The organism is Giesbergeria giesbergeri, assembly GCF_054779375.1.
In genome coordinates, this window is record NZ_BAAGYJ010000002.1 from 581,809 (window position 1) to 606,885 (window position 25,077).

The following is a 25,077-nucleotide window of genomic DNA, read 5'->3' on the forward strand; positions in this document are numbered from 1 at the left end:
AGGCTACATGGGCACAGGCGGTATGATGCCGCCCGCCTGCGCCAGCAAGCGCCCAAAATCTTCTTCGTTCACTGGGCGCGAGAGCAAGTAGCCCTGAAACTCGTCGCAGCCCTGATAGCGTAGAAAATCAAACTGTGCCTGGTTCTCTACCCCTTCAGCCACCACTGTTTTGCGCAGGCTCTTGCCCAAAGAAATGGCAGCACGGGCAATCATCGCCACTTCTTCCTCGTGTTCAATGCCCGTCACGAGCGAGCGATCAATCTTGATAATGTCCAAAGGAAAACGGCGCAGATAACTCAAGGAAGAGTAGCCTGTGCCAAAGTCATCCATTGCCAAACTTACCCCCAGCGCCTTGAAATCACTGAGCACTGCCACGGCCCGCTCACTGTCTCCCATAAAGACCGATTCTGTGATTTCCAGCTCTACCTGACAGGGCGGTAAATCTGCCTCACGCAGCAAACCAGCCACCTGAGCGACGATATCGTCACTCAAGAACAATTGAGGCGACAGATTGACCGCAATGCACAAAGGTTTCTCGCGTTGAAGATTCCAACGCCGAGCAGCGGCAAAAGCCTGACGCAAAATGATTCGTGTCAGTGGCAGGATCAGGCCCGTCTCTTCCGCCACTGGAATAAAACGGTCTGGTGCTACCGCACCCAATTGCGGATGAACCCAACGGGCCAAGGCTTCCACTCCCACAATACGCCGCCGATGATCTACTTTGGGTTGGTAGTGGACAACAAAGCTCTGACTCTCCAGTGCAGCACGCATGGCCGCTTCTAAATTCAGGCGCTCATCGGCAACGCGATTGAGTTCTCTGGTGAAGAATTGGAAATTGTTCCGGCCTCGGTCTTTGGCAGCATACATAGCCACATCGGCATGTTTGAGCAGGATTTGTGCATCATCGCCATCATTGGGATACATAGCGACGCCCAAACTGGCTCCCACATGGAACTCACGCCCCGACAGCATGATGGGGCGACCTATCTCCTGCAAAATACGCTCTAACAACGAAATCACACTGTTGGTACGGTAGTGGTCATTTATAACGAGCACAAACTCGTCCCCACCCAGTCGGGCCACGGTGTCGGGGCTGCGCAGACAACTGGCCAACCGAGCGGCCACCTCTTTGAGCAGCTCGTCACCTGCCGCATGGCCTAGGCTGTCGTTGATAAACTTGAAATTGTCTAGATCAATAAACACCAGTGCCAAGTAGTAACCCAAGCGAGTGGCACGGGCAATGCCCTGATCAATGCGGTCTCCGAGGAGCACTCGGTTGGGCAATCCGGTGAGCAAATCGTGGTTGGCCTGGCGCTCAAGTTGCTCTTGGTAGTGGCGGCGCTCGGAAATATCTTGCACCGTTCCTTCGTAACAGATGAACTCGCCTTTGGGGCCGAGCACCACATGGGCGTTTTCAGAAATCCAGATGCGGGTGCCATCGCGCCGATAAACTTCGGACTCAAAGTTCAGTACCTGCCCTTGCGCCTGCATCAGGCGGTGAAAAACCTCACGACGCCCTGGCTTGACATACCGCCCTGGCTTGACATACAAACGCCGATCAATGTCGGAGAGGTCGGCCATCAACGCATTGGGCGAATCGTAACCATAGATATGCGCCAGTGCCGGGTTGGCTGCCAGATAGTGCCCATCGCGGGTGGTTTGGAAAATGCCTTCGCTGGCATGCTCAAAAATATGGCGATAGCGCAATTCGGCGTGCTTGAGGGCATCCAGCGTGGCTTGGCGCTCAGTGATGTCTTCAATGAAGCCTTCCACCACCAAAACGCCTTGTTCATCCAAGACACCAATGCCCCGCTCAGAAACATGCCTCAGCTCTCCTGACAGGGTAGTGATACGGTACTGGGCAGAAAAACGCTGTCCCCCTTCTACGGCCTGCTGAATCACTTGGCGCACCCGATCCCGATCTTCGGGATGGGTAATCTGCTCCCAAGAGATCGCATGGTTGCGAAGCAACTGCACAGGGGCGTAGCCAGTCAGTGCTTCACAGCCACGGCTGACAAAAACCATCGTCCAATGTGCATCGTTCAGACAACGATAGGCCATCCCTTCGAGATTGTTGACCAGCGTATCCAAGACACGCGAGCGATTGACGGTTTCAGTAGACAGCAGGCTGGCGCGGCGCATACAAATGGAAGATGGAACTCTCAAAAGGAGGAATTCTGACCGAGAACTCTTTCATCTGAAATGCAATTTCCATGCCTTGCTTGTTGCTTTGCCCACAATCTACTGCGTGTAGCTTGGCACCATGCCTCAGCCCGCATCGGGTTGTCGGGCAGGCGCCGCCTGTTGGAAGGCGTCTAACTCGGCACAAGCTTTGTCAATGGCGGCAATCAGCGGCCAGCGCGATAGGTCGACCTTGAAGCGGCGGGCGCTCTCTACCTGGGGCACCAGATAGACATCCGCCATAGTGGGTGTATGGCCAAAGCTGAAACGGCCTCGGCGCTGATCTTGTGCCAACAAAGCCTCGTAGGCATCAAAGCCCGCACTGATCCAAGTGCCACACCAAGTATTAATGGTGTCTTCATTGGCCCCAAACTGCTTGCGCAAGTATTCTAGGATGCGGCGGTTATTGATAGGGTGGATATCGCAGCCTACGATGGCGGCCAAAGCCCGCACATGGGCACGCTCGTTGGCATTGGTAGGCAACAAAGCTGGGGTAGGATGGGTCTCTTCTAGCCACTCGATGATGGCGGGCGATTGGATCAGCACCTGACCGTCTTCAGTAGCCAGTGCTGGCACCAGCATTTGTGGATTAATGGCCTTGAACTCATCTTGCAAATGTTGTTCCGCCCGCAGATCTACCGGAATATATTGTGCTTGCAGTCCCTTGAGCTGCAGCGCAATACGCAAACGGTGGGATGTGCCACTGCGAAAAAAGTTATAGAGCTTCATGTGGTGACGCTTTCAGGTGTGGAGAGATAAGGTCTGTCTGTGTGGCAGAGGTGGTGGGTGGCACTTCCAGCACCTCTGCCGCTGCAATCAATTGCTGGGTGTAGGCGTGTTGGGGCCGGTTCAGTACCTGCTCTAGTGGGCCACTTTCTAACACGGCACCATCTTTCATCACAATGATCTGGTGTGCCATGGCACGGATCACGGCTATGTCATGCGTGATGAGCAAATAACTCAGGCCTTTTTCGCGCTGCAAGCGTTGCAGCAGGCTGAGCACTTGTTGCTGGATAGTGACATCCAGGGCACTGGTAGGTTCATCTAGCACCAAAATGCGGGGTTGCACGATCAGCGCCCGAGCAATGGCCAGCCGTTGGCGCTGGCCGCCAGAGAACTCGTGTGGGTACCGTGCCAATAGCCCAGGAAACTGATATTCATCCAACCCCACTTCAGCCAGCATTTGCTGCACTTGGGCGCGCCGCTGTGCCGCGGTCAGCGTGGGGGCATGTACCCGCAAACCCTCACCGACAATCTCCTCCACCGTCAACCGAGGAGACAAAGAGGAGAACGGGTCTTGAAACACCACTTGTACCTGTTGGCGCAGCCGTTGGTTGGCAGGGGTATTGTGGTTGGCGGGCAATTGCCATGTTTGGCCCGCTAACTCCAGAGCCCCCTGGTACGGTAACAGACCCAAGATAGCCTGTGCCAAGGTTGATTTGCCCGAACCAGACTCTCCGACCACGCCCAGTGTCTGGCCGGGTAACAATTGCTGGGTCACACTCTGCACTGCAATGAATTCGCCACTTTGGAACCAGCCTCGCAACCCTGGCAAGGGTACAGAATAGGCGACCCGCAAATTCTGGGTTTTTAGTACAGGTGGTGTGTGTGTCGTCGTGGCGTGGGCCTCCACGACATCACGGCGGGGCTGACTTGCCATCAAACGACGGGTATAGCTGTGTTCAGGTGCTGCAAACACCGAGGCTACTTCCCCCTGCTCCACCAACACGCCATGTTCCATCACTGCTACCCGATCTGCAAATCGGCGCACCAAATTCAAGTCATGGGTGATCAAGAGGACGGCCATGCCGGTTTGACGCTGTAAATCTGACAGCAAATCAAGCATCTGACCACGCAATGTGACGTCCAGCGCCGTGGTGGGTTCGTCAGCCAACAACAGCAAGGGCTTGCTGGCCAAAGCCATTGCAATCATGGCCCGCTGGCGCTGGCCGCCACTGAGTTGGTGGGCAAACGCATTGGCTCGTCGATCTGGCTCTGGGATACCAGTATGTGCCAACATTTCTACCGCAGCATGCCAAGCCTGCGCACGGCTGAGTGCCTGCTTCAACTCCAATACTTCGGCAACTTGTTGGCCGATAGGAATTAACGGGTTCAGCGCGGTCATGGGTTCTTGAAACACCATGGCAATTTGGCCTCCACGCACAGCACGGATAGCAGGTGCAGGTAGCGTGAGCAAGTTTTGCCCCTGAAACAAGGCTTGACCACTCATGGTGGCCTCTCCGGCCAATTGCAGCAAGCTCAATGCGGTGATGGTTTTGCCAGATCCAGATTCGCCCACCAGTGCCAACTTTTCTCCCGCACCAATGCTAAAACAGACCCGATCAACCACCGTTTTTTGGTCAAATCGCACCGACAGATCACGCACGTCTAACAAGACTGCTGACGCCTCGTTTTTCTGATGGAATTTTTCTTGGTTTTGAATGTTATTTTCTTTCATATCTAAAAATCATGTAAGTAACATTCAATGCAACAAGCTCAATCGGCTTTGCGTGGATCTAGCGCATCGCGCAAAGCATCCCCCATGAAGGTGAGCAACAGCAAAGTAACCACCAGCACAGCAAAGGTAGACAACGAAATCCACCAAGCATCAATATTATTTTTGCCTTGGCTAAGTAGTTCTCCAAGCGAAGGGGTGCCGGGTGGTACCCCCAGACCCAGAAAGTCTAGTGAGGTCAGCGCCAAAATAGCCGCACTCATGCGAAATGGCAAAAATGTAACCACCGGCGTCAAACTATTAGGCAAAATGTGCCGCCAGATAATTTGCCAGTTACTAACCCCCAGTGCCCTGGCCGCCTTCACATAATCAAGCTGTCGATTACGCAAAAACTCCGCTCGCACATAATCCGACAACCCCATCCAACCAAATAAACTTAACAACAGCAACAGCAAACCCACACTGGGCGATAGCACAGCACTGAAAATAATCAGCAGATACAATTCCGGCATGGAGCCCCAAATCTCAATCAAACGCTGGGCAATCAAATCTGTTTTTCCTCCAAAGAACCCTTGAATCGCCCCTGCCACGACTCCTAACACGACTCCCGTCAAAGTCAAAGCCAGTGCAAACAATACACTCACACGAAATCCGTAGAGCAATTGTGCCAATAAATCGCGCCCTCGGTCATCAGTGCCTAACCAATTGAAGTTTGACGGCGCTGCAGGATTGGGGCTCTCAGCAAAATAATTCAGAGTATTGGGGCCATAGGGATTGATGGTATAAATGGCCCAGTTATCACCTTGGGTAATGCGTTCTTTGATGAAAGGATCTAAATAATCAGTGGGCGTAGCAAAATCACCACCAAAGGTGGTTTCTGGATAGTCTTGCAGCATTGGCCAGTAGGTCTGGCCTTGGTAACGCACAAGCAAAGGCCGATCATTGCTAATGATCTCAGCACATAGGCTCATCAACACCAACGTGCAAAAAATGATCAGGCTCCAATAGCCCAGGCGCTGGCGCTGAAAACGACGCCAAGCCCGCCGCGATGGGGACAAAGACACCGAATGCACTTCAGAATTAATCAAACTTGACACGCGGATCTACCCAAACATAACAGAGATCACTGATCAACTTGGTTACCAATCCAATCAGCGTGAACAGATATAAAGTTCCAAGCACCACTGGATAATCACGTCGGATGACACTTTCAAAACTTAACAATCCTAATCCGTCGAGTGAGAACAGTGTTTCTATCAACAAAGATCCGGTAAAAAAAGCCCCAATAAATGCTGCTGGAAACCCAGTCACAATCGGAATCAATGCATTGCGAAAGACATGTTTATACAATACTTGTCGTTCTGATAACCCTTTGGCGCGTGCCGTAAGCACATACTGCTTTCGAATTTCTTCCAAGAAAGCATTTTTGGTTAGCATGGCTGTGACAGCAAAACTTCCTAGCACCATTGCAGTAATAGGCAAAGTAATATGCCAAATATAATCAACGATACGCGCCCCCCAAGACAATTCTTCCCAGTGGGCAGAGGTGAGCCCACGCAGCGGGAACCATTGTAACTGCCCACCAAAAACCACCAACAGTGCCACCCCAAGCACAAAACCCGGAATGGCATAGCCAATCAAAATCAACAAACTGGTGACAAAATCGAAACGCGAACCGGCTCGCACAGCCTTGGCAACACCCAATGGCACGGCCACCAGATAGCTGATAAAAAAAGTCCACAACCCCAAACTGATAGAAACAGGCAACTTTTCTAGAATTAACTGCCAAACCTCTTTATTTTGAAAGAAGCTGCGTCCTAAATCAAAGCGTGCAAACTGGCCCAGCATTTGCACAAATCGTTCATGTGCTGGTTTGTCAAACCCATACAGTGCCTTGATTTGCTCTAAACGCTTGGGATCAACGCCCTGCGCCCCCCGGTACGATAAGCCCCCACCTTCAGCGCCACCACCACTGGCTCCAGCTTTTGCCTCGGCCAAATACTGCTCCACCGGGCCACCCGGCACAAATTGCAGCACCACAAAAGTAAGCAGCAGCACACCCAACAAGGTGGGCAGCATCAGCAAAATACGTTTCAGGATATAGGCAAACACGGTTTAAGGCCTCTTCTGTGTGGGCGCAGGTTTGGCCCACCAAGTGTCCATCACCCACCCCTCGCCACTGGTGTAGGGAGGCACGGTGGCAGGGCGATCCAGCCGCCAAGCGTTGTAGGCCATGCGGTGGGTGGGGGCCGTCCACTGCGGAATCAGAACATGGCTGTGGGCAATAGCCCGCTCTAGTGCATGGCAGGCAGGCAACAATTCAGCTTCGGTTTTGGCCGCTGTCATGGCGGCAATAAAAGCATCTACCGCTGGGTTCTTGATGCCAGCAAAGTTGCCCGAATCCTCGGTGTCAGCGGCTTGACTGCCAAACAGATCGGCAAATTCCTGACCTGGATTGTGCGTGCCCCCATAGGCAATGCTGGTGATGTCAAAGTCAAATTTTTGCAACCGCTGTTGGTACAGCGCAAAATCTACTGAGCGAAAACGCAGCGTAATCCCCAATTTTTCTAAATTGCGCATCCACGGCGCTACTGTGCGCATTCCCCCTTCGTTACTGTCCATGTATTCGAGCACCAGTGCCTGCCCTTGGGCGTTGCGCAAGGCGCCATCGCGCACTTGCCATCCTGCATCTTGGAGCAGTTGTTGGGCACGACGCAAGTTACCACGCAAAGACTGTGGTGCGTCGGTGCGCGGTGGCAGTGTCATCGGGCCAAAAGCAGCGGCAGGCAACTGCGCACGCCAAGGTGCCATCAAGGCCAGCTCGGCCACTGAGGGCTGACCCTCGGTAGCGCAAGCGGTATTGCCAAACAAGCCATTGACACGGGCATAGGAGCTATAAAACATCTGCCGGTTCATCCACTCGAAATCGACCGCCAGCCCCAGTGCCTCACGCACGCGGACATCTTGCAACAACGGACGGCGCGTATTGAGCACATAACTCTGAAAACCCGAGGGCAGCTGGTGGCGAAACTCGCCCTTCACCAGTTCTCCGGTTGCAAAGCGTTTGCCATTGACGCGCCGGGCCCAATCTCCGGCACTGAAAAAGCGCATCAAGTCGAACTCGCCCGCCTTCAATGCTTCTAGCCGTGCGGTAGCGTCTTTGTAGATTTTGACGGTAATACGGTCAAAGTTGGCAGTGCCCCGGCGCACGTTCAAATCTTTGGCCCAATAGTGGGGATCGCGCACGTAGGTGATGTCTTTGCCAAAGCGCACTGGGCCAATTTTGTACGGGCCACTGCCCAGCGGCTCTTGCGTCACGACTTGGTCAAACGGTGTGGGCTTGCCATTGTCGAGCCCCCAATCACGGCTAAACACCGGCAGTCCGCCTACCGTCAAGGGCAACTCTCGGTTGGGCTTTTTGAAGCGATAACGCACTGTGCGCTCGTCCAACACATCTACCCCCAACACGTCCATCAGCATGGTTTTGTAAGCGGGCGAGGTGTGTGGGCCAGTAAGGGTATCAAAGCTGTGCTTCACATCCAGCGCCAGCACCGGCTTGCCGTGGTGAAACCGCGCTTCGGACCGCAAACGAAAAGTAGCACTCAGGCCATCAGGAGCCACATGCACATCTTCGGCCAGCAGACCATAGGCAGTCGCAGTTTCATCGAGTGAACCAGCCAGCAAAGAGTCAAACAACAACTGTGACAAATAGGCTGGCGCACTGCCCTTGATGGTAAAAGGGTTGTATTTGTCAAATGTGGATGCCCGTGAATTACTCACCAAGCGCAACTCGCCGCCTTTGGGCGCTTGTGGATTCACATAGTTAAAGTGGCTAAAACCCGCTGGGTATTGGGGACTGCCCCAGAGCGCATAACCATGCGCCGACCAAGCGGGGAAGGTCACACAGAGCAGAGAAAGAAACAAACAGCGCATGAGACAATTCTGCACCACGTTGTCAGGGTTGCTTTTGCGCGCCCTTTTACTGCATGGCCCGCACACCTTGGCTGCGGCCTTCTTCTACTTTCCTCCAACACTCACTTCCTTCTTTTCACAGGAGAACCATCATGGGTTTTTTGACGGGTAAAAAGCTGCTCATCACTGGCGTATTGTCCAACCGCTCCATTGCCTATGGCATTGCCAAGGCTTGCCATGCTCAAGGTGCCGAACTGGCCTTTAGCTATGTAGGTGAACGCTTCAAAGGCCGGATTACGGAGTTTGCCGCCGAATTTGGGTCTAACCTCGTCTTGGATTGCGATGTGGCCGATGACGCACAAATCGACCAACTTTTTGCTGACCTGGGTGCTGCCTGGGGTAAGTTTGACGGTTTTGTCCACAGCATTGGCTTTGCCCCACGCGAGGCTATTGCCGGAGACTTTTTGGATGGTCTCAACCGCGAAAATTTTCGCATTGCCCACGACATCAGTGCCTATAGCTTTCCAGCCATGGCCAAAGCGGCCCTGCCTTACCTGAATGACAAGTCTGCGCTGCTGACACTGTCCTACTTGGGGGCACTGCGCGCCATTCCCAACTACAACACCATGGGGCTAGCCAAAGCCAGCTTGGAGGCCAGCGTGCGCTTCTTGGCTGAATCGTTGGGGCCACGAGGCATGCGGGTTAATGGTATCAGTGCTGGCCCCATCAAGACATTGGCGGCAAGCGGCATCAAGGATTTTGGCAAGCTATTGGGCACTGTAGCCAATGCCTCACCACTGCGACGCAATATCACTATCGAAGATGTAGGCAATGTCGCAGCCTTTCTGCTGTCGGACTTGGCCGGTGGCGTTACCGCAGAAATCACCTACGTTGATGGTGGCTTTAGCCAAACTGCCGGTATCAGCCGCGACAGTGCAGAACTGGCCTAACTGGCCTAAAAGCCCCTGTGGTTAGGCGGCAGGGCCACAGGTGCCCTGCCCACGCCGCCAGACTTTCTCCTGCAAACGCCCTCATTACCATGATCGCAGCATCCGTGCCACCCACCAAAAATCAGTTCATCAAGGAATGGTTGTTTCTCGTGGCGGGCTTGCTGCTCTTGGGGGGCTTCATTGGCTGGTCACTCTGGAACGAGCGCAACGACATTGCCATCCGCGAGCACGAGCGCCTGAGTACCCAAGCCCGTGTGGTGCATCAAAACATGGAGCGCCAGCTAGAAGCCATCAACCTGGCCCTGTTGGGTGCGCGCGATGATGCCGTAACATGGCGCTCCTCTCCGGAAGGTCTGGCTGAGGCCAACCGTCGTCTGCGCTCTCTGAACGATGCCATGACGGGGGTGCGTACCATGCTGCTCATGAACGCACAGGGCGTGGTCGAGGCCTCCAACCGCCCAGAAGTCTTGGGCCAAAACTTTAGCCAGCGTCCATATTTTCAGGCAGTACGCCAAAATCCAGACCTCAACACCCTCTATGTCAGCCCCCCTTTCACCACCAGCCTAGGGGTTTGGGCCATCAACTTGGTGCGCATGGTACCCGGCCCTCAAGGTGAATTTCAGGGCCTTGTGAGTGCCACCCTAGATCCAGAAGAATTCCGGGTGCTGCTCGACTCGGTGCTCTATGCCCCCGATATGTGGTCGGCACTGGCCCACGGCAGCGGTGTTCAATTCATGATGGTGCCCGAACACCCTGATCAAGCGGGCAAGAATTTGGCCCAACCTGGCTCTTTTTTCTCGCGCCACCTGAGCAGTGGCCAACCCAGCAACGTGCTGACAGGCCAAGTCTATGCCACCGGAGAGCTGCGGATGCTGGCGATGCACACCATACAGCCAACACCACTGCACATGAACCATCCACTGGTCGTGGCCGTGGGGCGTGACCTGAGTGCACTGTATGCAGGTTGGGAGTCCCGTGCCACCTCCATGCTGATGCTGTTTGGGCTGTTGGCACTGACGAGCATTTCGGGTTTATGGCTGTTGCAAATCCGGCAACGGCGGGCTTGGGCGGCCAGCTTGGCTGCCCAAGCCGAACTGGACGCACAAACCGCCTCCCTAGAAATGCGCTGGCAAGCCGTGCTCAATGCCACCAATCAGGGAGTATGGGACTGGAACACACAAACCAACCAGGTTTTTCTGTCCACCGTCTGGAAGACCATGCTCGGTTATGCCGCCCATGAAGTTGGCAACCAATTGAGTGAATGGGATTCGCGCCTGCACCCTGAGGATAGGGATAAAGTCTATGCCAACCTGCAACAACACTTAGACGGACACACCCCGTTTTACGAGAGCACACACCGTTTACGCTGCAAGGATGGCAGCTACAAATGGATTTTTGATCGTGGCTGTGTCATTGAGCGCAACGCAGCCAACAAGCCTGTGCGTGCAGTGGGCTCGTGCACCGATGTCACTGAACAACGCGAGCAACAAGAACGGCTGCAACGGCTGGCCGAGAACGTGCCTGGTTTTCTCTACCAATATCACCTCTGCGCAGATGGCAGTAGCAGCTTTCCGTATGCCAGTGCAGGCATCGTTGGCATTTATGGCATACCACCAGAGAGCGTACTGGAAGATGCCCGCAAGGTGTTTGACCACATCCATCCCGACGACCATGCACGGGTGCTAGCCAACATTCAACAATCTGGGCAGCACCTCACGCCTTGGCATGACGAATACCGCACTTTGCATCCCACACTGGGCGAACGCTGGGTCAGTGGTCAGGCCACGCCACAACTTTGCAATGACGGCTGCATACTGTGGCACGGATATATCCACGATATCACCGAGGCCAAAGCCAAACGGGTGGCGCTACAAGGCGCTGAGCGCCTGCTGCGCCACCTGATGCACGATATGCCGGTTGGACTATGCCAAATCAACGCCCAAGACCAAATCTACTTCCGCAATCGCCGTTTTACTGAGCTGTTCGGTTACAACGACACCGAAACCCCCACCTTACAAGCCCTGCGCACACTGGTACACCCCGATGCCCAGTACCGCGCCCAAGCCCATCAAGCTTGGTCTGCTGCCGTCCAAGAAGCCATGCGCGAAGGCAGTGAGATTGCACCGCAGGAATTTGTATTCCACACCGCCCACGGTGAAGAACGCACCGTACAGGTGGGTGGCATTGTGTTTGGTGACAACCTTCTGGTCACTTTTATTGACCACACGGAGCAAAAGCAATACGAAGCCAACCTACGCCAAGCCAAAGAAGCTGCCGAAGCTGCGAGCCAAGCCAAGAGTAGCTTTGTGGCCAATATGAGCCACGAGATTCGTACCCCCATGAATGCCGTGTTGGGTATGTTGCAATTGCTTCTGCGCACTCCGCTAGATGCCAGTCAGCGCGACTACACCCAAAAAGCCCAAGAAGCGGCCCGCTCGCTGCTGGGTATCATCAACGATATCCTGGACTACTCCAAAGTCGAAGCAGGCAAGCTGGTATTGGAACAAGCACCCTTCCGCATTGACGAGGTGCTGCGCAACCTTTCAGTCATTGTCTCGGCTGCTTTGCAGCAAAAAAACATTGAAATGGTGTTCGATATCGATCAGCACCTGCCCACCGTGTTGCGTGGCGATGGGCCACGACTGCAACAGATTCTGCTGAACCTGAGCAGCAATGCCATCAAGTTTACGGAGCAAGGCGAAATCGTGCTCCAACTTCGGGTACTGGCTGCCGATGCAGACCATGCCCGCATTGCATTTGCCGTGCGCGATACGGGTATCGGTATTGCACCAGAGCGTCAACAGGCCATCTTCGAAAGCTTCACCCAGGCTGAAAACTCCACCAGCCGCCGCTACGGCGGCACAGGTTTAGGCTTAGCCATCTGCCAATCGCTGGTAGAAGCGATGGGGGGACGACTGACCGTACAAAGCACTCTGGGCCAAGGCAGCTGTTTTGGCTTTTGTATCGATTTTTCACGCGATGCCACCACCGAAGCGATGGAAGCCAAGATACGTCAGCAAGACAACCCACCAGCACGGACTTCGGGCCTGCACGTACTGATCGTAGACGACCACCCTACAACCCGCGAAGTGCTATTGAGCCTAACCCAATCTTTTGGCTGGCGGGCAGAAGCGGTTGCCAGCGGCAGCCAAGCTCTTGAACGCGCCCATGCGGCCCAGACAGACCCGTTTGACTTGGTCTTGTTGGACTGGATGATGCCCGGCATGGATGGCTGGTCTACACTAGAGCAACTGCGCTCCATCGACACCGTAGGCAATGCAGCCAAGGTACTGATGGTCAGCGCCCACAGCCGCGAGTGGCTGGAACAACGCCAAAACACCCAAGTGGAGCTGCTGGATGGCTATGTAGTCAAACCATTTACGCCATCTGCCTTGTTCGATGCCGCGATAGAGGCCACCAGTGGCCGCTCTGCCCGCACACTGGCACCAGCAGATACTGCTGGCAATGATCAACCACTGAAAAACTTGCGCATCTTGTTGGTAGAAGACAACCCCTTAAACCAACAGGTCGCCCGTGAATTGCTGTTGCATGCTGGAGCACAGGTGCGGGTGGCAAACCACGGCCAAGCTGCCATTGACTTGTTGCAAGGGCAAACCGATGCCTGCGACATCATCCTGATGGACATTCACATGCCAGGCTTGGATGGCTACCAAACCACCCGCGTTCTGCGCCAAGATCTGCAACTGACACTGCCCATCATCGCAATGACCGCCAATGCGATGGCCAGTGACCGCGATGCCTGTCTGGCCTGTGGTATGAATGACCATATCGGCAAGCCATTTGACATCCAGCACCTGATTGCCACCTTGCGCCACCATTGTGGCTTGGATGCCGACCAAACCACCAGCACCGCACTGAGCACAGAACCAGCTGGCAATCTACCACCCTGCCCACCCAACATCCATCTGGCTCAGGCGCTGGCGCGGGTAGGTAACAACCGCACACTCTATGCCAAGATGGCTCGCCATTGTGCACAAGAACAAAGCGATGCTCTCCACCGTACCGCCCAATGCTGGCACAGCGGTGATCGTGAGGCCGCACTACGCACCCTGCACACCCTGAAAGGGCTGTTGGCAACCCTGGGAGCACAAACGCTGGCGGATCAGGTAGCCCAAGCCGAAGCAGCACTGCAAGACTGCCCCAGCACCTCAGAAATTCAACCCCTTCTGGCACTATTAGAGGCACCGTTGCAGGCCGAACTGGCCACGCTAGAAGGGTTGGCCGACCAACTACACCCTAGCACCACCACGCCCCCTATCGTGACGCAACACAACGCTGTGGATACCCAAGACCTGCGCACACTGCTGCTGGCACTGCGCGAGCCCTTGGGCAAACGCCAACTACGCGCCCGCAAACTGCATGAGGAGCTACAACAAAAAGCGGCGGGGCTAGAAATGGAGGAACTGCCGGCACTCGCCACGGCAATGGAGCGGCTGAATTTTAAAAGCGCACTGGAACTGGTTGAGCAACTGCTCCACAAGCTCCATCAGGCCTGATTCTCTTGGGTCTGGCGTTTGCCTGCTACAGACGCCATTTCTCCAACAATTTTTGTGGCGGCATACTGTCGTACACCTCAAATGGCTGGTGAATCCAAGGGTTACTGGGCAAAAACTCCACCGAATAATCTGGGGTAAAGGTAGAAACACCCTTAGTCCAGATCACAGCACTGCGCAAGTCGGTGATGGGTGGGTAGTTACTGCGCAGCATTTGAATCACTGCATTCAGCGTTTTGCCCGAGTCCGCCAAGTCATCCACCAGCAAGACCCGGCCCGCAATTTCACCTTGGGGTGTCGTAATAAAACGTGCAATGTCGAGATAGCCCTGTACCGTGCCAGCCTCGGCACGGTAAGAACTGGTGGACATGATCGCCAGCGGCTTATTAAAGATACGACTCAGCATATCGCCCGGACGCAATCCGCCACGGGCTAAACACAAGATGGTGTCAAACTGCCATCCCGACTGATGTACCTTAAGTGCCAGTTTCTCAATGAGGTTGTGGTACTCATCGTAACTCACATAGAGATGCTTGCCATCTTCCGTCAACATGACGCCTCCTTCAAGTTTGATTGGCACCCGCCGCCAGCTCGGTGCTGGCAATGCTGGGTCATTCAGTCGGCCAAATAGGGATGGCGCAGCAAAATAGTGTGATCCCGGTCTGGACTGGTAGAGATCACGGCAATAGGCACCCCAGTCACATCCTCAATGCGTTGCAGATAACGGCGTGCATTCTCGGGCAGCGCATCGTATTGCGTCACACCTACGGTGGTTTCACTCCAGCCGGGCAGGATTTCGTAAATGGGCTCGCAACGGGCAATGTCATCGGCACCCATGGGCAGCAAATCAATACGTTCGCCATCGAGTTGATAGCCCACGCACAGTTGCAACTCGGTCAGGCCATCGAGCACATCCAGCTTGGTGATGCACAGGCCAGTCAATCCATTGACTTGCGCACTGCGCTTGAGCAAGGCTGCATCAAACCAGCCACAGCGGCGGCTGCGGCCTGTGGTCACGCCTTTTTCGGCTCCCACGGTGCTCATGTGGTAGCCGGGGGTACCAGGCTTTTCCCATTCCAACTCGGTAGGGAAAGGGCCACCACCCACACGGGTGCAATAGGCTTTGGTGATGCCCAAGATATAGTGCAACAGCCCTGGCCCCACGCCAGCACCGGCGGCGGCATTGCCCGCGACACAGTTGCTGGAGGTCACGTAGGGGTAAGTGCCATGATCGACGTCCAACAATGTGCCTTGGGCGCCTTCAAACAGCAAATTGCTGCCTTGGGCATGGGCATCGTTGAGTTCACGCGACACATCCGCCATCATGGGCTTGAGCAGTTCGGCGTGGTGCATGGCCTCAGCATAAACTGCCTCAAATTGCACTTGGCCATCTTGCATATAAGGTGCCAAGCCGGGGCCAAAATCGAACTTTTCTGAGCCCAAGAAGGTGCGCAACACATGGTTGTGCAAACTGAGCAACTCCCGCAGTTTGCTGGCAAAACGCTCGGGGTATTTAAGGTCTTGCACACGCAAGGCGCGGCGGGCAATTTTGTCTTCGTAGGCCGGGCCAATACCACGTCCGGTGGTGCCAATTTTCTCGGTGCCGCCTTGCTCGCGGGCTGCTTCACGAGCCACATCGAGTGCGACATGGAAAGGCAAAATCAGCGGGCAAGCCTCGCTCACACGCAGGCGTGAGCGCACTTCTACACCAGCTTTTTCCAAACCCGCGATTTCATCAAACAGCTTGGCTGCAGACAGCACCACGCCGTTGCCGATATAGCACTTAACGCCGGGACGCATGATGCCGCTAGGGATCAAGTGCAATGCCGTTTTAATGCCGTTGATCACCAGGGTATGGCCTGCATTGTGCCCACCTTGAAAACGCACGACGCCTTGGGCACTTTCGGTCAACCAATCAACCAGTTTGCCTTTACCCTCGTCACCCCATTGGGTGCCGACCACGACCACATTACGACCTTTGGTAGTTTTCATCTCAAACCCGATCAATTGTCAAATTCACTCAATGGCTTGCACGATCCAGCGGCCTTCAACGCACACCAGTTCGCGGTCACAGCGGAACGCATCCGCCTCATACGTTTGCCCCGGAAGGACGCAAACGACGATTTCGCCCTGGCGGCGCAAGTCGGCCACCACACTGCTGACCTGGGGGTCACTGCTCCAAGGAGCACAAATGGCCCCCTGCGTTGCAGACTCTGGCAGAGCCTGCACCAGTTGCTTAATATCTAGGCTAAAGCCTGCGGCGGGTCGGTTGCGGCCAAATACCGCACCCACCTCGTCATAGCGCCCCCCACGCACCAGTGCATCACTGGCCCCTTGGGCATACATAGAGAAGCGGACACCGCTGTAATAGGCATAACCGCGCAGGTCTGCCAAATCAAACGTCACCCGATCGGTGCCGATATGGGCCATCACTGCACGCAGATGGGCCAAGGGTTCTTGCACGCCAGGAATGTTACGGAAGGCTTTTTCTGCCACATCCAGCACAGAACTGTCACCATACAACTGCAACAATACCTGTAAGCCATCGCGAGAGGCTGCAGGAAAGCCTTGGGTCAACGCGCGCAGCTCACTGGCATCTTTGGCCGCCAGAGCAGCGTGGACTTGGCGCAACACCACCGCATCGGCAGGCACCCCCGCCAGCAAACTACGCACAATGCGAACATCTGCCAAGTCGACACTGACCTGATCAATACCCGCCACTTGCAAACAACTAAGCGCCAGCTCTACCGCTTCCAGATCAGCCTGCAAACCAGCATGACCATAAATCTCGGCACCAAACTGCAATGGTTCGCGGGTGGCATGGGGACGGTCTGGCCAAGTGTGCAGCACCGAGCCGCAATAGCACAAGCGCGTCACACCCGGACGATTGAGCAAATGGGCATCCATACGGGCCACTTGCTGCGTGGTGTCGGCCCGCAATCCCATCATGCGCCCAGAAATTTGGTCTACCAGCTTGTAAGTTTGTAGATCCAGTGCCTCGCCCGTACCTGTGAGCAAAGACTCTAGGTGCTCCAACAAGGGGGGCATGACCAATTCATAACCGTAGCTGTGCGCAGTATCTAGCAAGCCACGACGAAGCTCCTCGATATGCCGGGCCTCACAAGGCAAAACATCGGCAATGTAATCCGGCAAGACCCAGGCAGACATGGAGGAACGGTTCGCTGTTAAAAAAGCGATTCTACCGGCTGCGGGTGACTCTGGAGAGTCCGCGCCGGAAATTTGGCTGCCGGCCTGTCCGAAAAAGAACAGTTTGCTCTGAAAGCAGCCACTATGGACATGAAAATTGGCGGAAGGTCAGGGATTCGAACCCTGGAGGGCCGCAAAGCCCTGCCGGTTTTCCTTACCTGCTATGGTTTTCACCACCAAGAACATGCTGAACATGCCTTGTTTGGGGTCTGGACTTTGCCTTCACCGTGGCCTATCAAAGGCTGTTAGGTGGGAGCCGTCAAGTCTCTACACGTTCTGCTGCTTTGAATAAAAGCAGCAGCTTCGCTCGGCGTTACCTCGACCTAGGCCAGGGGCTTCTCCGAATTTGACTCCTTACAGCCAATGCGTTTCCACATTGGCGCTCGATTGAACAAGACCGGTGCAATCGACCACTCTGCCAACCTTCCGCAGCCGGGATTGTAACCACTTTACAGGGACTGCTGACCCAAGCCACAGACAGACTTAGGTATTTTTATACAGCAAGGCAAAAAAAAGCCCACCAAGGCGGTGGGCTTTTTTGTTTGGCTCCTCAACCTGGGCTCGAACCAGGGACCTACGGATTAACAGTCCGGCGCTCTACCGACTGAGCTATTGAGGAATGATCGGTAAACAAACCCCGCGCTGTGCAGGGCAATAAAATTTTGGCTCCTCAACCTGGGCTCGAACCAGGGACCTACGGATTAACAGTCCGGCGCTCTACCGACTGAGCTATTGAGGAATGATCGGTAAACAAACCCCGCGCTGTGCAGGGCAATAAAATTTTGGCTCCTCAACCTGGGCTCGAACCAGGGACCTACGGATTAACAGTCCGGCGCTCTACCGACTGAGCTATTGAGGAAAGACCCGAATTATATACAGAAAAAACGGCATCCATCCGCATGTGGATACATTCAGAGGCAATTTGCAGGGTAACTATGGCGATATACCATCAACCCCATCATGCAAGACACCGCCCCCCACCTGTCCACCCGCCTTATCCACCACGACTACACCCCTCCCGATGGCTTCATGGCGCCCGCACCTGCCGTACACAAAGCGTCTACGGTCATTTTTCCCAATGTGGCCGCTATGCGCACCCGTGAGTGGAAAGACAAGAGCAGTTACACCTACGGCCTGCATGGCACTCCCACCACCTTTACGCTGGAGGAGCGGTTGTGTACGCTCGAAGGCGGATTGCAATGCGTGCTGGTGCCCAGTGGATTGGCGGCCATTGCCACGGTGTCGCTGGCTCTGTTGCGCAGCGGCCAGCAGGTGTTGATTCCGGACAACGCCTACGGCCCCAATGCCTCAATGGCAGCGGCCACACTGGCCCCATTGGGGATTAAACACGCACTGTACGACCCCTTAAATCCTGCCGATTTGGCAGCCAAAATCACACCTGCCACCCAATTGGTCTGGCTGGAAGCGCCTGGTTCAGTAACGATGGAGTTTCCAGACCTGCCCGCACTGTTGCGCATCTGCCAAGCGCAGGGCATTACCACCGCACTAGACAATACTTGGGGGGCTGGGCTGGCTTTTGCCCCATTCGACCTTGAAGGGGATGGCCAACTAGCGGTCGACATTTCGGCCCATGCCCTGACCAAATACCCCAGTGGGGGCGGTGATGTGCTAATGGGCAGCATCATCACCCGCGATCCGGCACTGCACCTGAAAATCAAACTGCTGCACATGCACTTGGGTTTGGGCATTGGCGGCAACGATGCAGAAATGCTGTTGCGCTCTTTGCCCAGTATGGCCCTGCGCTACCGTGCCCACGACTTGGCAGCCCGCCACTTGGCGCGCTGGCTGCAACAACAACCTGCCGTGGTACAAGTGCTGCACCCGGCTTTACCCGGCGCTCCAGGCCATGATCACTGGCAGAGAATGTGCGGCCAAGCCCATCATGGCGATGGTGCAGCAGCCGGTTTGTTCAGCATTATTGTGGATGGGCGCTACAGCCAACAACAGGTCGATACCTTTTGCGATAGCCTGCGCCTGTTCAAAATTGGTTATAGCTGGGGTGGGCCCATCAGCTTGGTCATGCCTTATGCGCTACAGGCCATGCGTAGTTTGCCAACGCCACATCTACGCCACGGCAAATTGGTGCGCTTTTCTATTGGCCTAGAAAGCGTGCAAGACTTGCAGCAAGACTTGGCACAGGCGCTAGAGCAGGCTTTTGTGCCGCTGTAACACTCTATGCCATACCAGCCTGAGGTGGAACTGTTACAGTGGGCTTTCAAATTTTCACTTTATAGAAAGCACCACCACCTTGGCAACCCCCAACTACGGATACGAAAAACGCCAGCGCGAACTGGCCAAGAAAAAGAAAAAAGAGGACAAGCTGCGGGCCAAGGCCAATGGCACGGTCGTGCGCCACAGCGACACTTACGTGGCCCCAGACAACGCCACAGAGGTTGCGTTGGGCAGTGCGGCGTCCGTTGCCGACAACAGCACACAACAACCCAGCTAATTGGTGGCTTTTGGGCCCTGTCTTAACGCAACAGCTTGCGCAATGTGGGCCAGACGTTGTCCAGAATGCGGGGATGTGCCTCTGCACGGGGATGGATTCGGTCAGACTGGAACAGGGCCAGCGGATCGGTGCCATCGGCAATGCCTTGGAGTAGAAAAGGCACCAATGCAGCCTGATTTTCTTGTGCCACGGTGGCAAACATCGCTGCAAACTGTTGCGCATAATCGCGGCCATAGTTGGGTGGCACCTGCATCCCCGCCAGCAAGACCTTGGCGCCCGTAGCACGGGCAGCGTGTGTCATGGCCTGCAAATGCTCTCGGGTGCTTGACAAAGGCAAGCCACGCAAGGCGTCGTTGCCCCCCAGTTCAATCACCACCACCGCTGGCTGGTGCTGCGCCAACAGCGCCGACAAACGGGAACGGCCACCGGCAGTTGTATCGCCACTGATACTGGCATTGACCACCGTGAAGGGTAGCTTTTCAGACTGCAGTCGCCGCTCCAACAAAGCCACCCAGCCCATACCCCTGGGCAGCCCATATTCGGCACTTAAAGAGTCCCCCAATACCAAGATAGTTGCTGGTTTGGCTTGTGCTTGCACCATCCCAAACAGCCCGCCCAGCATCACGGCCATATGGGCCCGGATAAAGTGGCGCCGATACACTTTCTGATTCACTGTGATAAGCCCTTCCATGTCCGACTCTGCCATTCCCTCTGCGCCTCCCCTCATCGCCGTGCAGCATGTCACCAAATCGGTGATGGACGCCAGCGGCAGCTTGCAGATTTTGCGGGATATCGATTTTCAACTGGTCGCCAAAGAGACCGTGGCCATTGTCGGCGCTTCTGGCTCCGGGAAAAGCACTCTGCTGTCTATTCTGGCGGGCTTAGACACGCCCAGCACGGGCACAGTGCTGTTGGAAGGCCAAGATATTTTTGCCTTGAATGAGGATGACCGTGCTGCGCTGCGAGCGCAAAAAATGGGTTTCGTTTTCCAGAGCTTCCAGCTGATGGGCAACCTGACCGCGTTAGAAAACGTGATGCTACCGCTGGAGTTGGCTGGGCAACGTGATGCACGCCAACGCGCTGCGCAGATGCTGCACCATGTAGGCTTGGGCCAACGCTTACAACATTACCCCAAAGTGCTCAGTGGTGGCGAACAGCAACGCGTGGCGCTGGCACGGGCTTTTGTGGTGCAGCCCGCCGTGTTGCTGGCCGACGAGCCTACAGGCAGCCTGGACTTTGCCACTGGAGAGACCATCATGCAATTGATGCTGGACTTGAACCGCGAGCAAGGCACCACACTGGTGCTGGTTACCCACGATCGGGCGCTGGCAGCCCGATGCGAACGCTGCATCACGATGGATGCGGGACAAATCAAAGAAATAGGCATCACGATGGATGCGGGACAAATCAAAGAAATAGGTTAGTTCTTTACTACGCCCAAAAACAAGGAGGCCATCAGGCACTGACGGGGCAAAAAACCCAGTGGTTAGCTGAGCGCGGGATAATCTGTGCCTATGTCTTCCCCCAAAGTTCTGTTTGGCTTTCATGCCGTGGGCGTGCGCCTGAAAACCGCACCACAATCCATTATCGAAATCTACTACGAGGCCACACGGCGCGATGCACGGATGCGCCAGTTTCTGGACCGTGCCCGTGAAGCTGGTGCCCGATTGATTGAAGCTGACAGCGTACGCATTGCCAAGTTGGCGGGCAGCCACGGCCACCAAGGGGTGGCGGCACGGGTAGAGCCGGTAGCCCAAATTACTTCGTTGGACGAGCTGCTCGAGAATCTGGAAGAAAGCGGCATCGCCTCGCCCTTGCTGCTGGTGCTCGATGGCGTGACCGATCCGCACAATTTGGGTGCTTGTTTGCGTGTGGCCGACGGCGCGGGGGCCCATGCCGTCATTGCACCCAAAGACCACGCCTCGGGCATCAATGCCACTGTCGCCAAAGTAGCCAGTGGTGCTGCCGAAACCGTGCCCTACTTCATGGTGACCAATTTAGCACGCACGCTCAATGAACTCAAAGAGCGCAATATCTGGATTATTGGCACCAGTGGTGATGCCCCACAAAGCATCTACCAAGCCGATTTGAAAGGCCCGGTGGCATTGGTGTTGGGTGCCGAAGGCGATGGTATTCGCCAACTAACGCGCAAAACCTGCGATGCACTGGTCAGCATTCCAATGAAAGGGGCGGTAGAAAGCCTGAACGTGTCGGTAGCCAGCGGTATTTGTCTGTACGAAGCCCTGCGCCAGCGCGGCGGCTGATTTTTATACCCAACCCAACGCCCCCAAGAGCGCCCCAGCACCCAACAGCCAGAGCAAATGCAGGCGGGTGCGCCACACCAGCAGGGCACAGACCAAACCGAGCATCCATAAACCTGCGTCGGCTTGGACTTGCCCCTGGCCTCTGCCCAATACCCAGGCCGTGGCCATCATAAAACCAATCACGATAGGGGCCATGCCTTGTTTGAAGGCACGCACGCTGCGCCGCTGGCGGTTACGCTGTGCCCAACGGGTAGCCAACCAAGTCAAGGTCGCACTGGGGAGCAAAATACCCAGCATGGTCAACCCAGCCCCCAGTAAGCCCAGTGCCCAGCCCGCACTACCAGTGCCAGCGCCAGCAGCGTTCAGGCCCACATTCCAACCCAGCAGAGCAATAAACAACAAATTAGGCCCAGGGGCCGCCTGTGCAATGGCAATACTGGCATTGAATTGCAAATCGGTCAGCCACCCTTGTTGATCCACCAAAAAACGGTGCATATCTGGGGCCAAAGAAATGGCCCCCCCCACCGCCAACAGAGACATCGACAAAAAATACAGCAACAACCCCAGCCAATCTGACACCTGCAAATTCAACACGATCATGGGGCCACCTTGCGCCAAGTCAGACCACAAGCCACCAACCCCAACACCAGCAACACCCACGGCAAAGGAATACGCCACCATGCCACCAACACAAAGGCAGTCAGCGCAATCAGGCCACTGAACACTGGCCCCAAAGGGTGTTGGCGCAAAGCAGGCATGAGCTTCAACCCCATACCACCGATCATGCCCGCTGCCACCGCCCCCATACCACGCAAGGCACCCGCCACAGCAGGGTGCGTGGCCCAATGTGCATAGGCCAAAGCGGCCAGCAACACCAAGACCAAGGGCAGCGCCAGCATCCCCAGCAAAGCCGCCACCGCACCACGCAAGCCAAAATAACGATCCCCAATCATGATGGACAAATTGACCACATTGGGGCCAGGCATGACCTGAGCCACAGCCCACTCCTCGACAAACTCCTCTCGGGTCAGCCAGCGCCTTTTTTCTACCAATTCCCGCTGCACCACCGCCACCACACCACCAAACCCCTGCAAGGCCAGCCAAGTAAAAGACCAAAACAAATCTGCCACATTGCGTGGGGCAGGGCGGTTGGCGAGAGGATCGGGCTGCGCCGACTCAGGGACAATTACAGGCATGTGCGACGTCATAGACCGGGGATTTTCTACCGTCTGGCCTTTGTCTGCACTGGTGGGCCTGAGACAATTCAGACCATGAGCGATTTGAACGAAACCCCACCCGCGTACCCCGCCGATTGGCTGGAGGTGCATTCCATGGATCTGGACGCCCAAGGCGTGGCCCGCAAGCCCGATGGCAAAGTGATCTTTATTGATGGTGCCTTGCCCTCTGAGTGGGTCACGGCCAATACCCATCGTAAGAAGAACAACTGGGAACAAGCCAGCCTTACGGCGATTCACAAAGAATCATCACAGCGTGTACGCCCTGGTTGCCCACATTTTGGCCTGCACTCGGGAGCCTGTGGCGGCTGCAAAATGCAGCACTTACACGCCGGTGCCCAAGTGGCCGTCAAACAGCGGGTACTCGAAGACAACCTCTGGCATTTGGGCAAGGTCAAGCCCGAGACTTTGCTGCGCCCCATAGAAGGCCCAGCTTGGGGCTACCGCTACCGTGCCCGCTTATCGGTACGGCATGTACTCAAGAAAGGTACCGTACTGGTTGGTTTTCACGAGCGCAAGAGCCGCTATGTGGCTGACATGGAAGTGTGCCCCATCCTGCCGCCGCATGTCAGTGCCATGCTCATGCCCATGCGGGCCTTGATTGCCTCCATGGAGGCGCGCGACACCTGCCCACAAATCGAGCTGGCCTGTGGTGATCAGGTCACCGCCTTGGTGCTGCGCCATTTGGAACCGTTATCGGCCAGCGATACAGACAAGCTGCGTGCCTTTGCCGCAGAGCACCGCGTGCAATGGTGGCTACAACCCAAAGGGCCAGACACCGTGCATTTGCTCGATGAGCGAGGCCCAGAACTCTCGTACGCGCTGCCCGAGTTTGGCATCACCATGCCCTTCAAGCCTACCGACTTCACGCAAGTGAACCCCCATATCAACCGGGTGCTGGTATCGCGCGCGTTGCGCTTGCTTGATGTGCAAAAGCACGAGCGGGTGATTGACTGGTTTTGCGGCTTGGGCAACTTTACCCTGCCACTGGCCACCCAAGCGCGTGAAGTGCTGGGCATTGAGGGCAGCGAAGCCCTGGTAGCCCGCTCCCGCTCCAACTACGCCCTCAACCAAAGCCATGCACCCACTGGACAGGCGCTGGCTCCTACTGGCTTTGTGGCACGCAACCTGTTCGAGATGACCCCAGAGATGCTGGTAGCCGACGGAGTGGCAGAAAAATGGCTGATCGACCCCCCACGCGAAGGGGCCTTTGCGCTGTCCAAAGCCTTGGCCGACATTGAGCAAGCCCGGCTCGGTGCCGAAGGTGCCAGCCCCCTGCCCGCAGAAGCACAACACTGGCATCCCCCACAACGAATCGTTTATGTGAGCTGCAATCCGGCCACTTTGGCCCGCGACGCGGGCTTGCTGGTACACCAAGCCGGTTATCGTTGCGTAGCGGCAGGGATGGTCAATATGTTCCCACACACCGCCCACGTAGAAAGCATGGCCGTGTTTGAACGCGTCCACACCACATAACGCGCCACTCAACTGCGCCGTTCGGCACCACCACGCGGGGCTGTCTCAATGATGGTCTCTGTGGGTGGCTTGGCGGGCTTTTCTGCTTTGCCCAGCACAGAAGGCGTGCCCTCTATCTTGTTGTCGCGCATATAAGCATCCATGTCTTTCCAACCAGCAAAGACCGCTGCCTTAGGCGACTTGGGATTAAGGGTGTAACAGTCTTCCAGACCACGCAGGGCATGGCGACAGGCACTGCCTATGGCCTTGGCTTCGGCTTCACTTTTCAGGACAGCAGGGCTGGGCCCCAAGCCCGGAATCTCGCAGCCAGTCAGTAACAGCAATGCAAAAAGGGCAGGAAGGCGTAGCAGCATGGGGGACACTTTCTGGAACATGTTTTCCATTATCGGCACAGCGCAGGCCAGGTTGAGCCT

At 55.7% G+C, this 25,077-nt stretch carries 20 protein-coding genes and 3 tRNA genes; 7 read left to right on the top strand and 16 right to left on the bottom strand.

Annotated elements, in window-relative coordinates; translation table 11 throughout:
* Positions 1–3: 3 nt before the first annotated feature.
* The 6 genes from ACYVB2_RS06855 to ACYVB2_RS06880 all read right to left on the bottom strand — a co-directional run bounded on the left by ACYVB2_RS06855 (position 4) and on the right by ACYVB2_RS06880 (position 8,569).
* Positions 4–2,142, bottom strand: a complete 2,139-nt coding sequence (locus ACYVB2_RS06855) for a putative bifunctional diguanylate cyclase/phosphodiesterase (protein ID WP_382430193.1) — start codon at positions 2,140–2,142, stop codon at positions 4–6.
* A gap of 126 nt (positions 2,143–2,268) precedes the next feature.
* Positions 2,269–2,910 carry a maleylacetoacetate isomerase gene (maiA, locus tag ACYVB2_RS06860; protein ID WP_382430191.1) on the bottom strand — a complete coding sequence of 214 codons (642 nt, stop codon included), beginning with the start codon at positions 2,908–2,910 and terminating at the stop codon, positions 2,269–2,271.
* Positions 2,897–4,639, bottom strand: a complete 1,743-nt coding sequence (locus ACYVB2_RS06865) for an ABC transporter ATP-binding protein (RefSeq protein ID WP_382430189.1) — start codon at positions 4,637–4,639, stop codon at positions 2,897–2,899. The genes maiA and ACYVB2_RS06865 overlap by 14 nt, the downstream gene beginning before the upstream one ends.
* 38 nt (positions 4,640–4,677) lie before the next feature.
* Positions 4,678–5,709: an ABC transporter permease gene (locus ACYVB2_RS06870; RefSeq protein ID WP_382430510.1), complete on the bottom strand. Its 1,032-nt coding sequence runs from the start codon at positions 5,707–5,709 to the stop codon at positions 4,678–4,680.
* A gap of 7 nt (positions 5,710–5,716) precedes the next feature.
* On the bottom strand, positions 5,717–6,748 hold the full coding sequence (locus ACYVB2_RS06875) for a microcin C ABC transporter permease YejB (protein WP_382430187.1): 1,032 nt from the start codon (positions 6,746–6,748) through the stop codon (positions 5,717–5,719).
* A gap of 3 nt (positions 6,749–6,751) precedes the next feature.
* Positions 6,752–8,569, bottom strand: a complete 1,818-nt coding sequence (locus tag ACYVB2_RS06880) for an extracellular solute-binding protein (RefSeq protein ID WP_382430185.1) — start codon at positions 8,567–8,569, stop codon at positions 6,752–6,754.
* Positions 8,570–8,700: 131 nt separating this feature from the next.
* Between ACYVB2_RS06880 and fabI the strand changes: the two genes are divergently transcribed.
* Together fabI and ACYVB2_RS06890 are read left to right on the top strand one after the other, a co-directional pair.
* On the top strand, positions 8,701–9,498 hold the full coding sequence (fabI, locus tag ACYVB2_RS06885) for an enoyl-ACP reductase FabI (protein WP_382430183.1): 798 nt from the start codon (positions 8,701–8,703) through the stop codon (positions 9,496–9,498).
* A gap of 89 nt (positions 9,499–9,587) precedes the next feature.
* On the top strand, positions 9,588–14,015 hold the full coding sequence (locus tag ACYVB2_RS06890) for a response regulator (RefSeq protein ID WP_382430181.1): 4,428 nt from the start codon (positions 9,588–9,590) through the stop codon (positions 14,013–14,015).
* A gap of 25 nt (positions 14,016–14,040) precedes the next feature.
* On the opposite strand, the gene ACYVB2_RS06895 is transcribed toward ACYVB2_RS06890, so the two are convergent.
* The 6 genes from ACYVB2_RS06895 to ACYVB2_RS06920 form a co-directional block, all read right to left on the bottom strand.
* Positions 14,041–14,565 carry a phosphoribosyltransferase gene (locus ACYVB2_RS06895; RefSeq protein ID WP_382430179.1) on the bottom strand — a complete coding sequence of 175 codons (525 nt, stop codon included), beginning with the start codon at positions 14,563–14,565 and terminating at the stop codon, positions 14,041–14,043.
* Between the two features lie 62 nt (positions 14,566–14,627).
* A complete protein-coding gene (locus tag ACYVB2_RS06900; RefSeq protein WP_382430177.1) occupies positions 14,628–16,004 on the bottom strand; it encodes an adenylosuccinate synthase in 1,377 nt (458 codons plus the stop codon).
* 24 nt (positions 16,005–16,028) lie between these two features.
* On the bottom strand, positions 16,029–17,180 hold the full coding sequence (locus ACYVB2_RS06905) for an ATP phosphoribosyltransferase regulatory subunit (protein WP_382430175.1): 1,152 nt from the start codon (positions 17,178–17,180) through the stop codon (positions 16,029–16,031).
* A 582-nt stretch (positions 17,181–17,762) separates the two neighbouring features.
* Positions 17,763–17,838, bottom strand: a tRNA-Asn gene (locus ACYVB2_RS06910).
* A 44-nt stretch (positions 17,839–17,882) separates the two neighbouring features.
* Positions 17,883–17,958 (bottom strand) — tRNA-Asn (locus ACYVB2_RS06915).
* A gap of 44 nt (positions 17,959–18,002) precedes the next feature.
* Positions 18,003–18,078 (bottom strand) — tRNA-Asn (locus ACYVB2_RS06920).
* Positions 18,079–18,179: 101 nt separating this feature from the next.
* Between ACYVB2_RS06920 and ACYVB2_RS06925 the strand changes: the two genes are divergently transcribed.
* Together ACYVB2_RS06925 and ACYVB2_RS06930 are read left to right on the top strand one after the other, a co-directional pair.
* On the top strand, positions 18,180–19,409 hold the full coding sequence (locus ACYVB2_RS06925; RefSeq protein ID WP_382430173.1) for a PLP-dependent transferase: 1,230 nt from the start codon (positions 18,180–18,182) through the stop codon (positions 19,407–19,409).
* A gap of 79 nt (positions 19,410–19,488) precedes the next feature.
* Positions 19,489–19,689: a hypothetical protein gene (locus tag ACYVB2_RS06930; RefSeq protein ID WP_382430171.1), complete on the top strand. Its 201-nt coding sequence runs from the start codon at positions 19,489–19,491 to the stop codon at positions 19,687–19,689.
* A 22-nt stretch (positions 19,690–19,711) separates the two neighbouring features.
* On the opposite strand, the gene ACYVB2_RS06935 is transcribed toward ACYVB2_RS06930, so the two are convergent.
* Positions 19,712–20,320 carry an arylesterase gene (locus ACYVB2_RS06935; protein ID WP_382430508.1) on the bottom strand — a complete coding sequence of 203 codons (609 nt, stop codon included), beginning with the start codon at positions 20,318–20,320 and terminating at the stop codon, positions 19,712–19,714.
* Between the two features lie 58 nt (positions 20,321–20,378).
* Here ACYVB2_RS06935 and ACYVB2_RS06940 point away from each other — a divergent pair, with 58 nt between their 5' ends.
* Positions 20,379–21,113 carry an ABC transporter ATP-binding protein gene (locus ACYVB2_RS06940; protein WP_382430169.1) on the top strand — a complete coding sequence of 245 codons (735 nt, stop codon included), beginning with the start codon at positions 20,379–20,381 and terminating at the stop codon, positions 21,111–21,113.
* Between the two features lie 90 nt (positions 21,114–21,203).
* Entirely contained in the window at positions 21,204–21,953 is a 750-nt protein-coding gene (gene rlmB / locus ACYVB2_RS06945; protein WP_382430167.1) for a 23S rRNA (guanosine(2251)-2'-O)-methyltransferase RlmB, read from the top strand.
* A 3-nt stretch (positions 21,954–21,956) separates the two neighbouring features.
* Here rlmB and ACYVB2_RS06950 read toward each other — a convergent pair whose 3' ends face one another.
* Complete coding sequence (locus tag ACYVB2_RS06950) at positions 21,957–22,553, bottom strand: chromate transporter (protein ID WP_382430165.1); 597 nt, start codon at positions 22,551–22,553, stop codon at positions 21,957–21,959.
* A complete protein-coding gene (locus tag ACYVB2_RS06955) occupies positions 22,550–23,149 on the bottom strand; it encodes a chromate transporter (RefSeq protein WP_382430163.1) in 600 nt (199 codons plus the stop codon). Before ACYVB2_RS06955 ends, ACYVB2_RS06950 begins: the two co-directional genes overlap by 4 nt.
* Before the next feature lie 75 nt (positions 23,150–23,224).
* Here ACYVB2_RS06955 and rlmD point away from each other — a divergent pair, with 75 nt between their 5' ends.
* Positions 23,225–24,664: a 23S rRNA (uracil(1939)-C(5))-methyltransferase RlmD gene (rlmD, locus tag ACYVB2_RS06960; protein WP_382430161.1), complete on the top strand. Its 1,440-nt coding sequence runs from the start codon at positions 23,225–23,227 to the stop codon at positions 24,662–24,664.
* Positions 24,665–24,672: 8 nt separating this feature from the next.
* Here the strand turns inward: rlmD and ACYVB2_RS06965 are convergent, their stop codons facing one another.
* Positions 24,673–25,038, bottom strand: coding sequence for a hypothetical protein (locus tag ACYVB2_RS06965; protein ID WP_382430159.1), 366 nt, complete (start codon positions 25,036–25,038; stop codon positions 24,673–24,675).
* Positions 25,039–25,077: the final 39 nt, after the last annotated feature.

Excerpts from the sequence above, each read along its gene's own strand:
- ACYVB2_RS06895 (WP_382430179.1), bottom strand. The coding sequence starts at position 14,565 with ATGTTGACGGAAGATGGCAAGCATCTCTATGTGAGTTACGATGAGTAC.
- rlmD (WP_382430161.1), top strand. The coding sequence starts at position 23,225 with ATGAGCGATTTGAACGAAACCCCACCCGCGTACCCCGCCGATTGGCTG.
- ACYVB2_RS06865 (WP_382430189.1), bottom strand. The coding sequence starts at position 4,639 with ATGAAAGAAAATAACATTCAAAACCAAGAAAAATTCCATCAGAAAAAC.
- ACYVB2_RS06880 (WP_382430185.1), bottom strand. The coding sequence starts at position 8,569 with ATGCGCTGTTTGTTTCTTTCTCTGCTCTGTGTGACCTTCCCCGCTTGG.
- ACYVB2_RS06890 (WP_382430181.1), top strand. The coding sequence starts at position 9,588 with ATGATCGCAGCATCCGTGCCACCCACCAAAAATCAGTTCATCAAGGAA.
- ACYVB2_RS06905 (WP_382430175.1), bottom strand. The coding sequence starts at position 17,180 with ATGTCTGCCTGGGTCTTGCCGGATTACATTGCCGATGTTTTGCCTTGT.
- ACYVB2_RS06965 (WP_382430159.1), bottom strand. The coding sequence starts at position 25,038 with ATGTTCCAGAAAGTGTCCCCCATGCTGCTACGCCTTCCTGCCCTTTTT.
- ACYVB2_RS06925 (WP_382430173.1), top strand. The coding sequence starts at position 18,180 with ATGCAAGACACCGCCCCCCACCTGTCCACCCGCCTTATCCACCACGAC.
- ACYVB2_RS06940 (WP_382430169.1), top strand. The coding sequence starts at position 20,379 with ATGTCCGACTCTGCCATTCCCTCTGCGCCTCCCCTCATCGCCGTGCAG.
- maiA (WP_382430191.1), bottom strand. The coding sequence starts at position 2,910 with ATGAAGCTCTATAACTTTTTTCGCAGTGGCACATCCCACCGTTTGCGT.
- ACYVB2_RS06900 (WP_382430177.1), bottom strand. The coding sequence starts at position 16,004 with ATGAAAACTACCAAAGGTCGTAATGTGGTCGTGGTCGGCACCCAATGG.
- rlmB (WP_382430167.1), top strand. The coding sequence starts at position 21,204 with ATGTCTTCCCCCAAAGTTCTGTTTGGCTTTCATGCCGTGGGCGTGCGC.
- ACYVB2_RS06955 (WP_382430163.1), bottom strand. The coding sequence starts at position 23,149 with ATGCCTGTAATTGTCCCTGAGTCGGCGCAGCCCGATCCTCTCGCCAAC.
- ACYVB2_RS06935 (WP_382430508.1), bottom strand. The coding sequence starts at position 20,320 with ATGGCCGTGATGCTGGGCGGGCTGTTTGGGATGGTGCAAGCACAAGCC.
- ACYVB2_RS06855 (WP_382430193.1), bottom strand. The coding sequence starts at position 2,142 with ATGCGCCGCGCCAGCCTGCTGTCTACTGAAACCGTCAATCGCTCGCGT.
- ACYVB2_RS06950 (WP_382430165.1), bottom strand. The coding sequence starts at position 22,553 with ATGATCGTGTTGAATTTGCAGGTGTCAGATTGGCTGGGGTTGTTGCTG.
- fabI (WP_382430183.1), top strand. The coding sequence starts at position 8,701 with ATGGGTTTTTTGACGGGTAAAAAGCTGCTCATCACTGGCGTATTGTCC.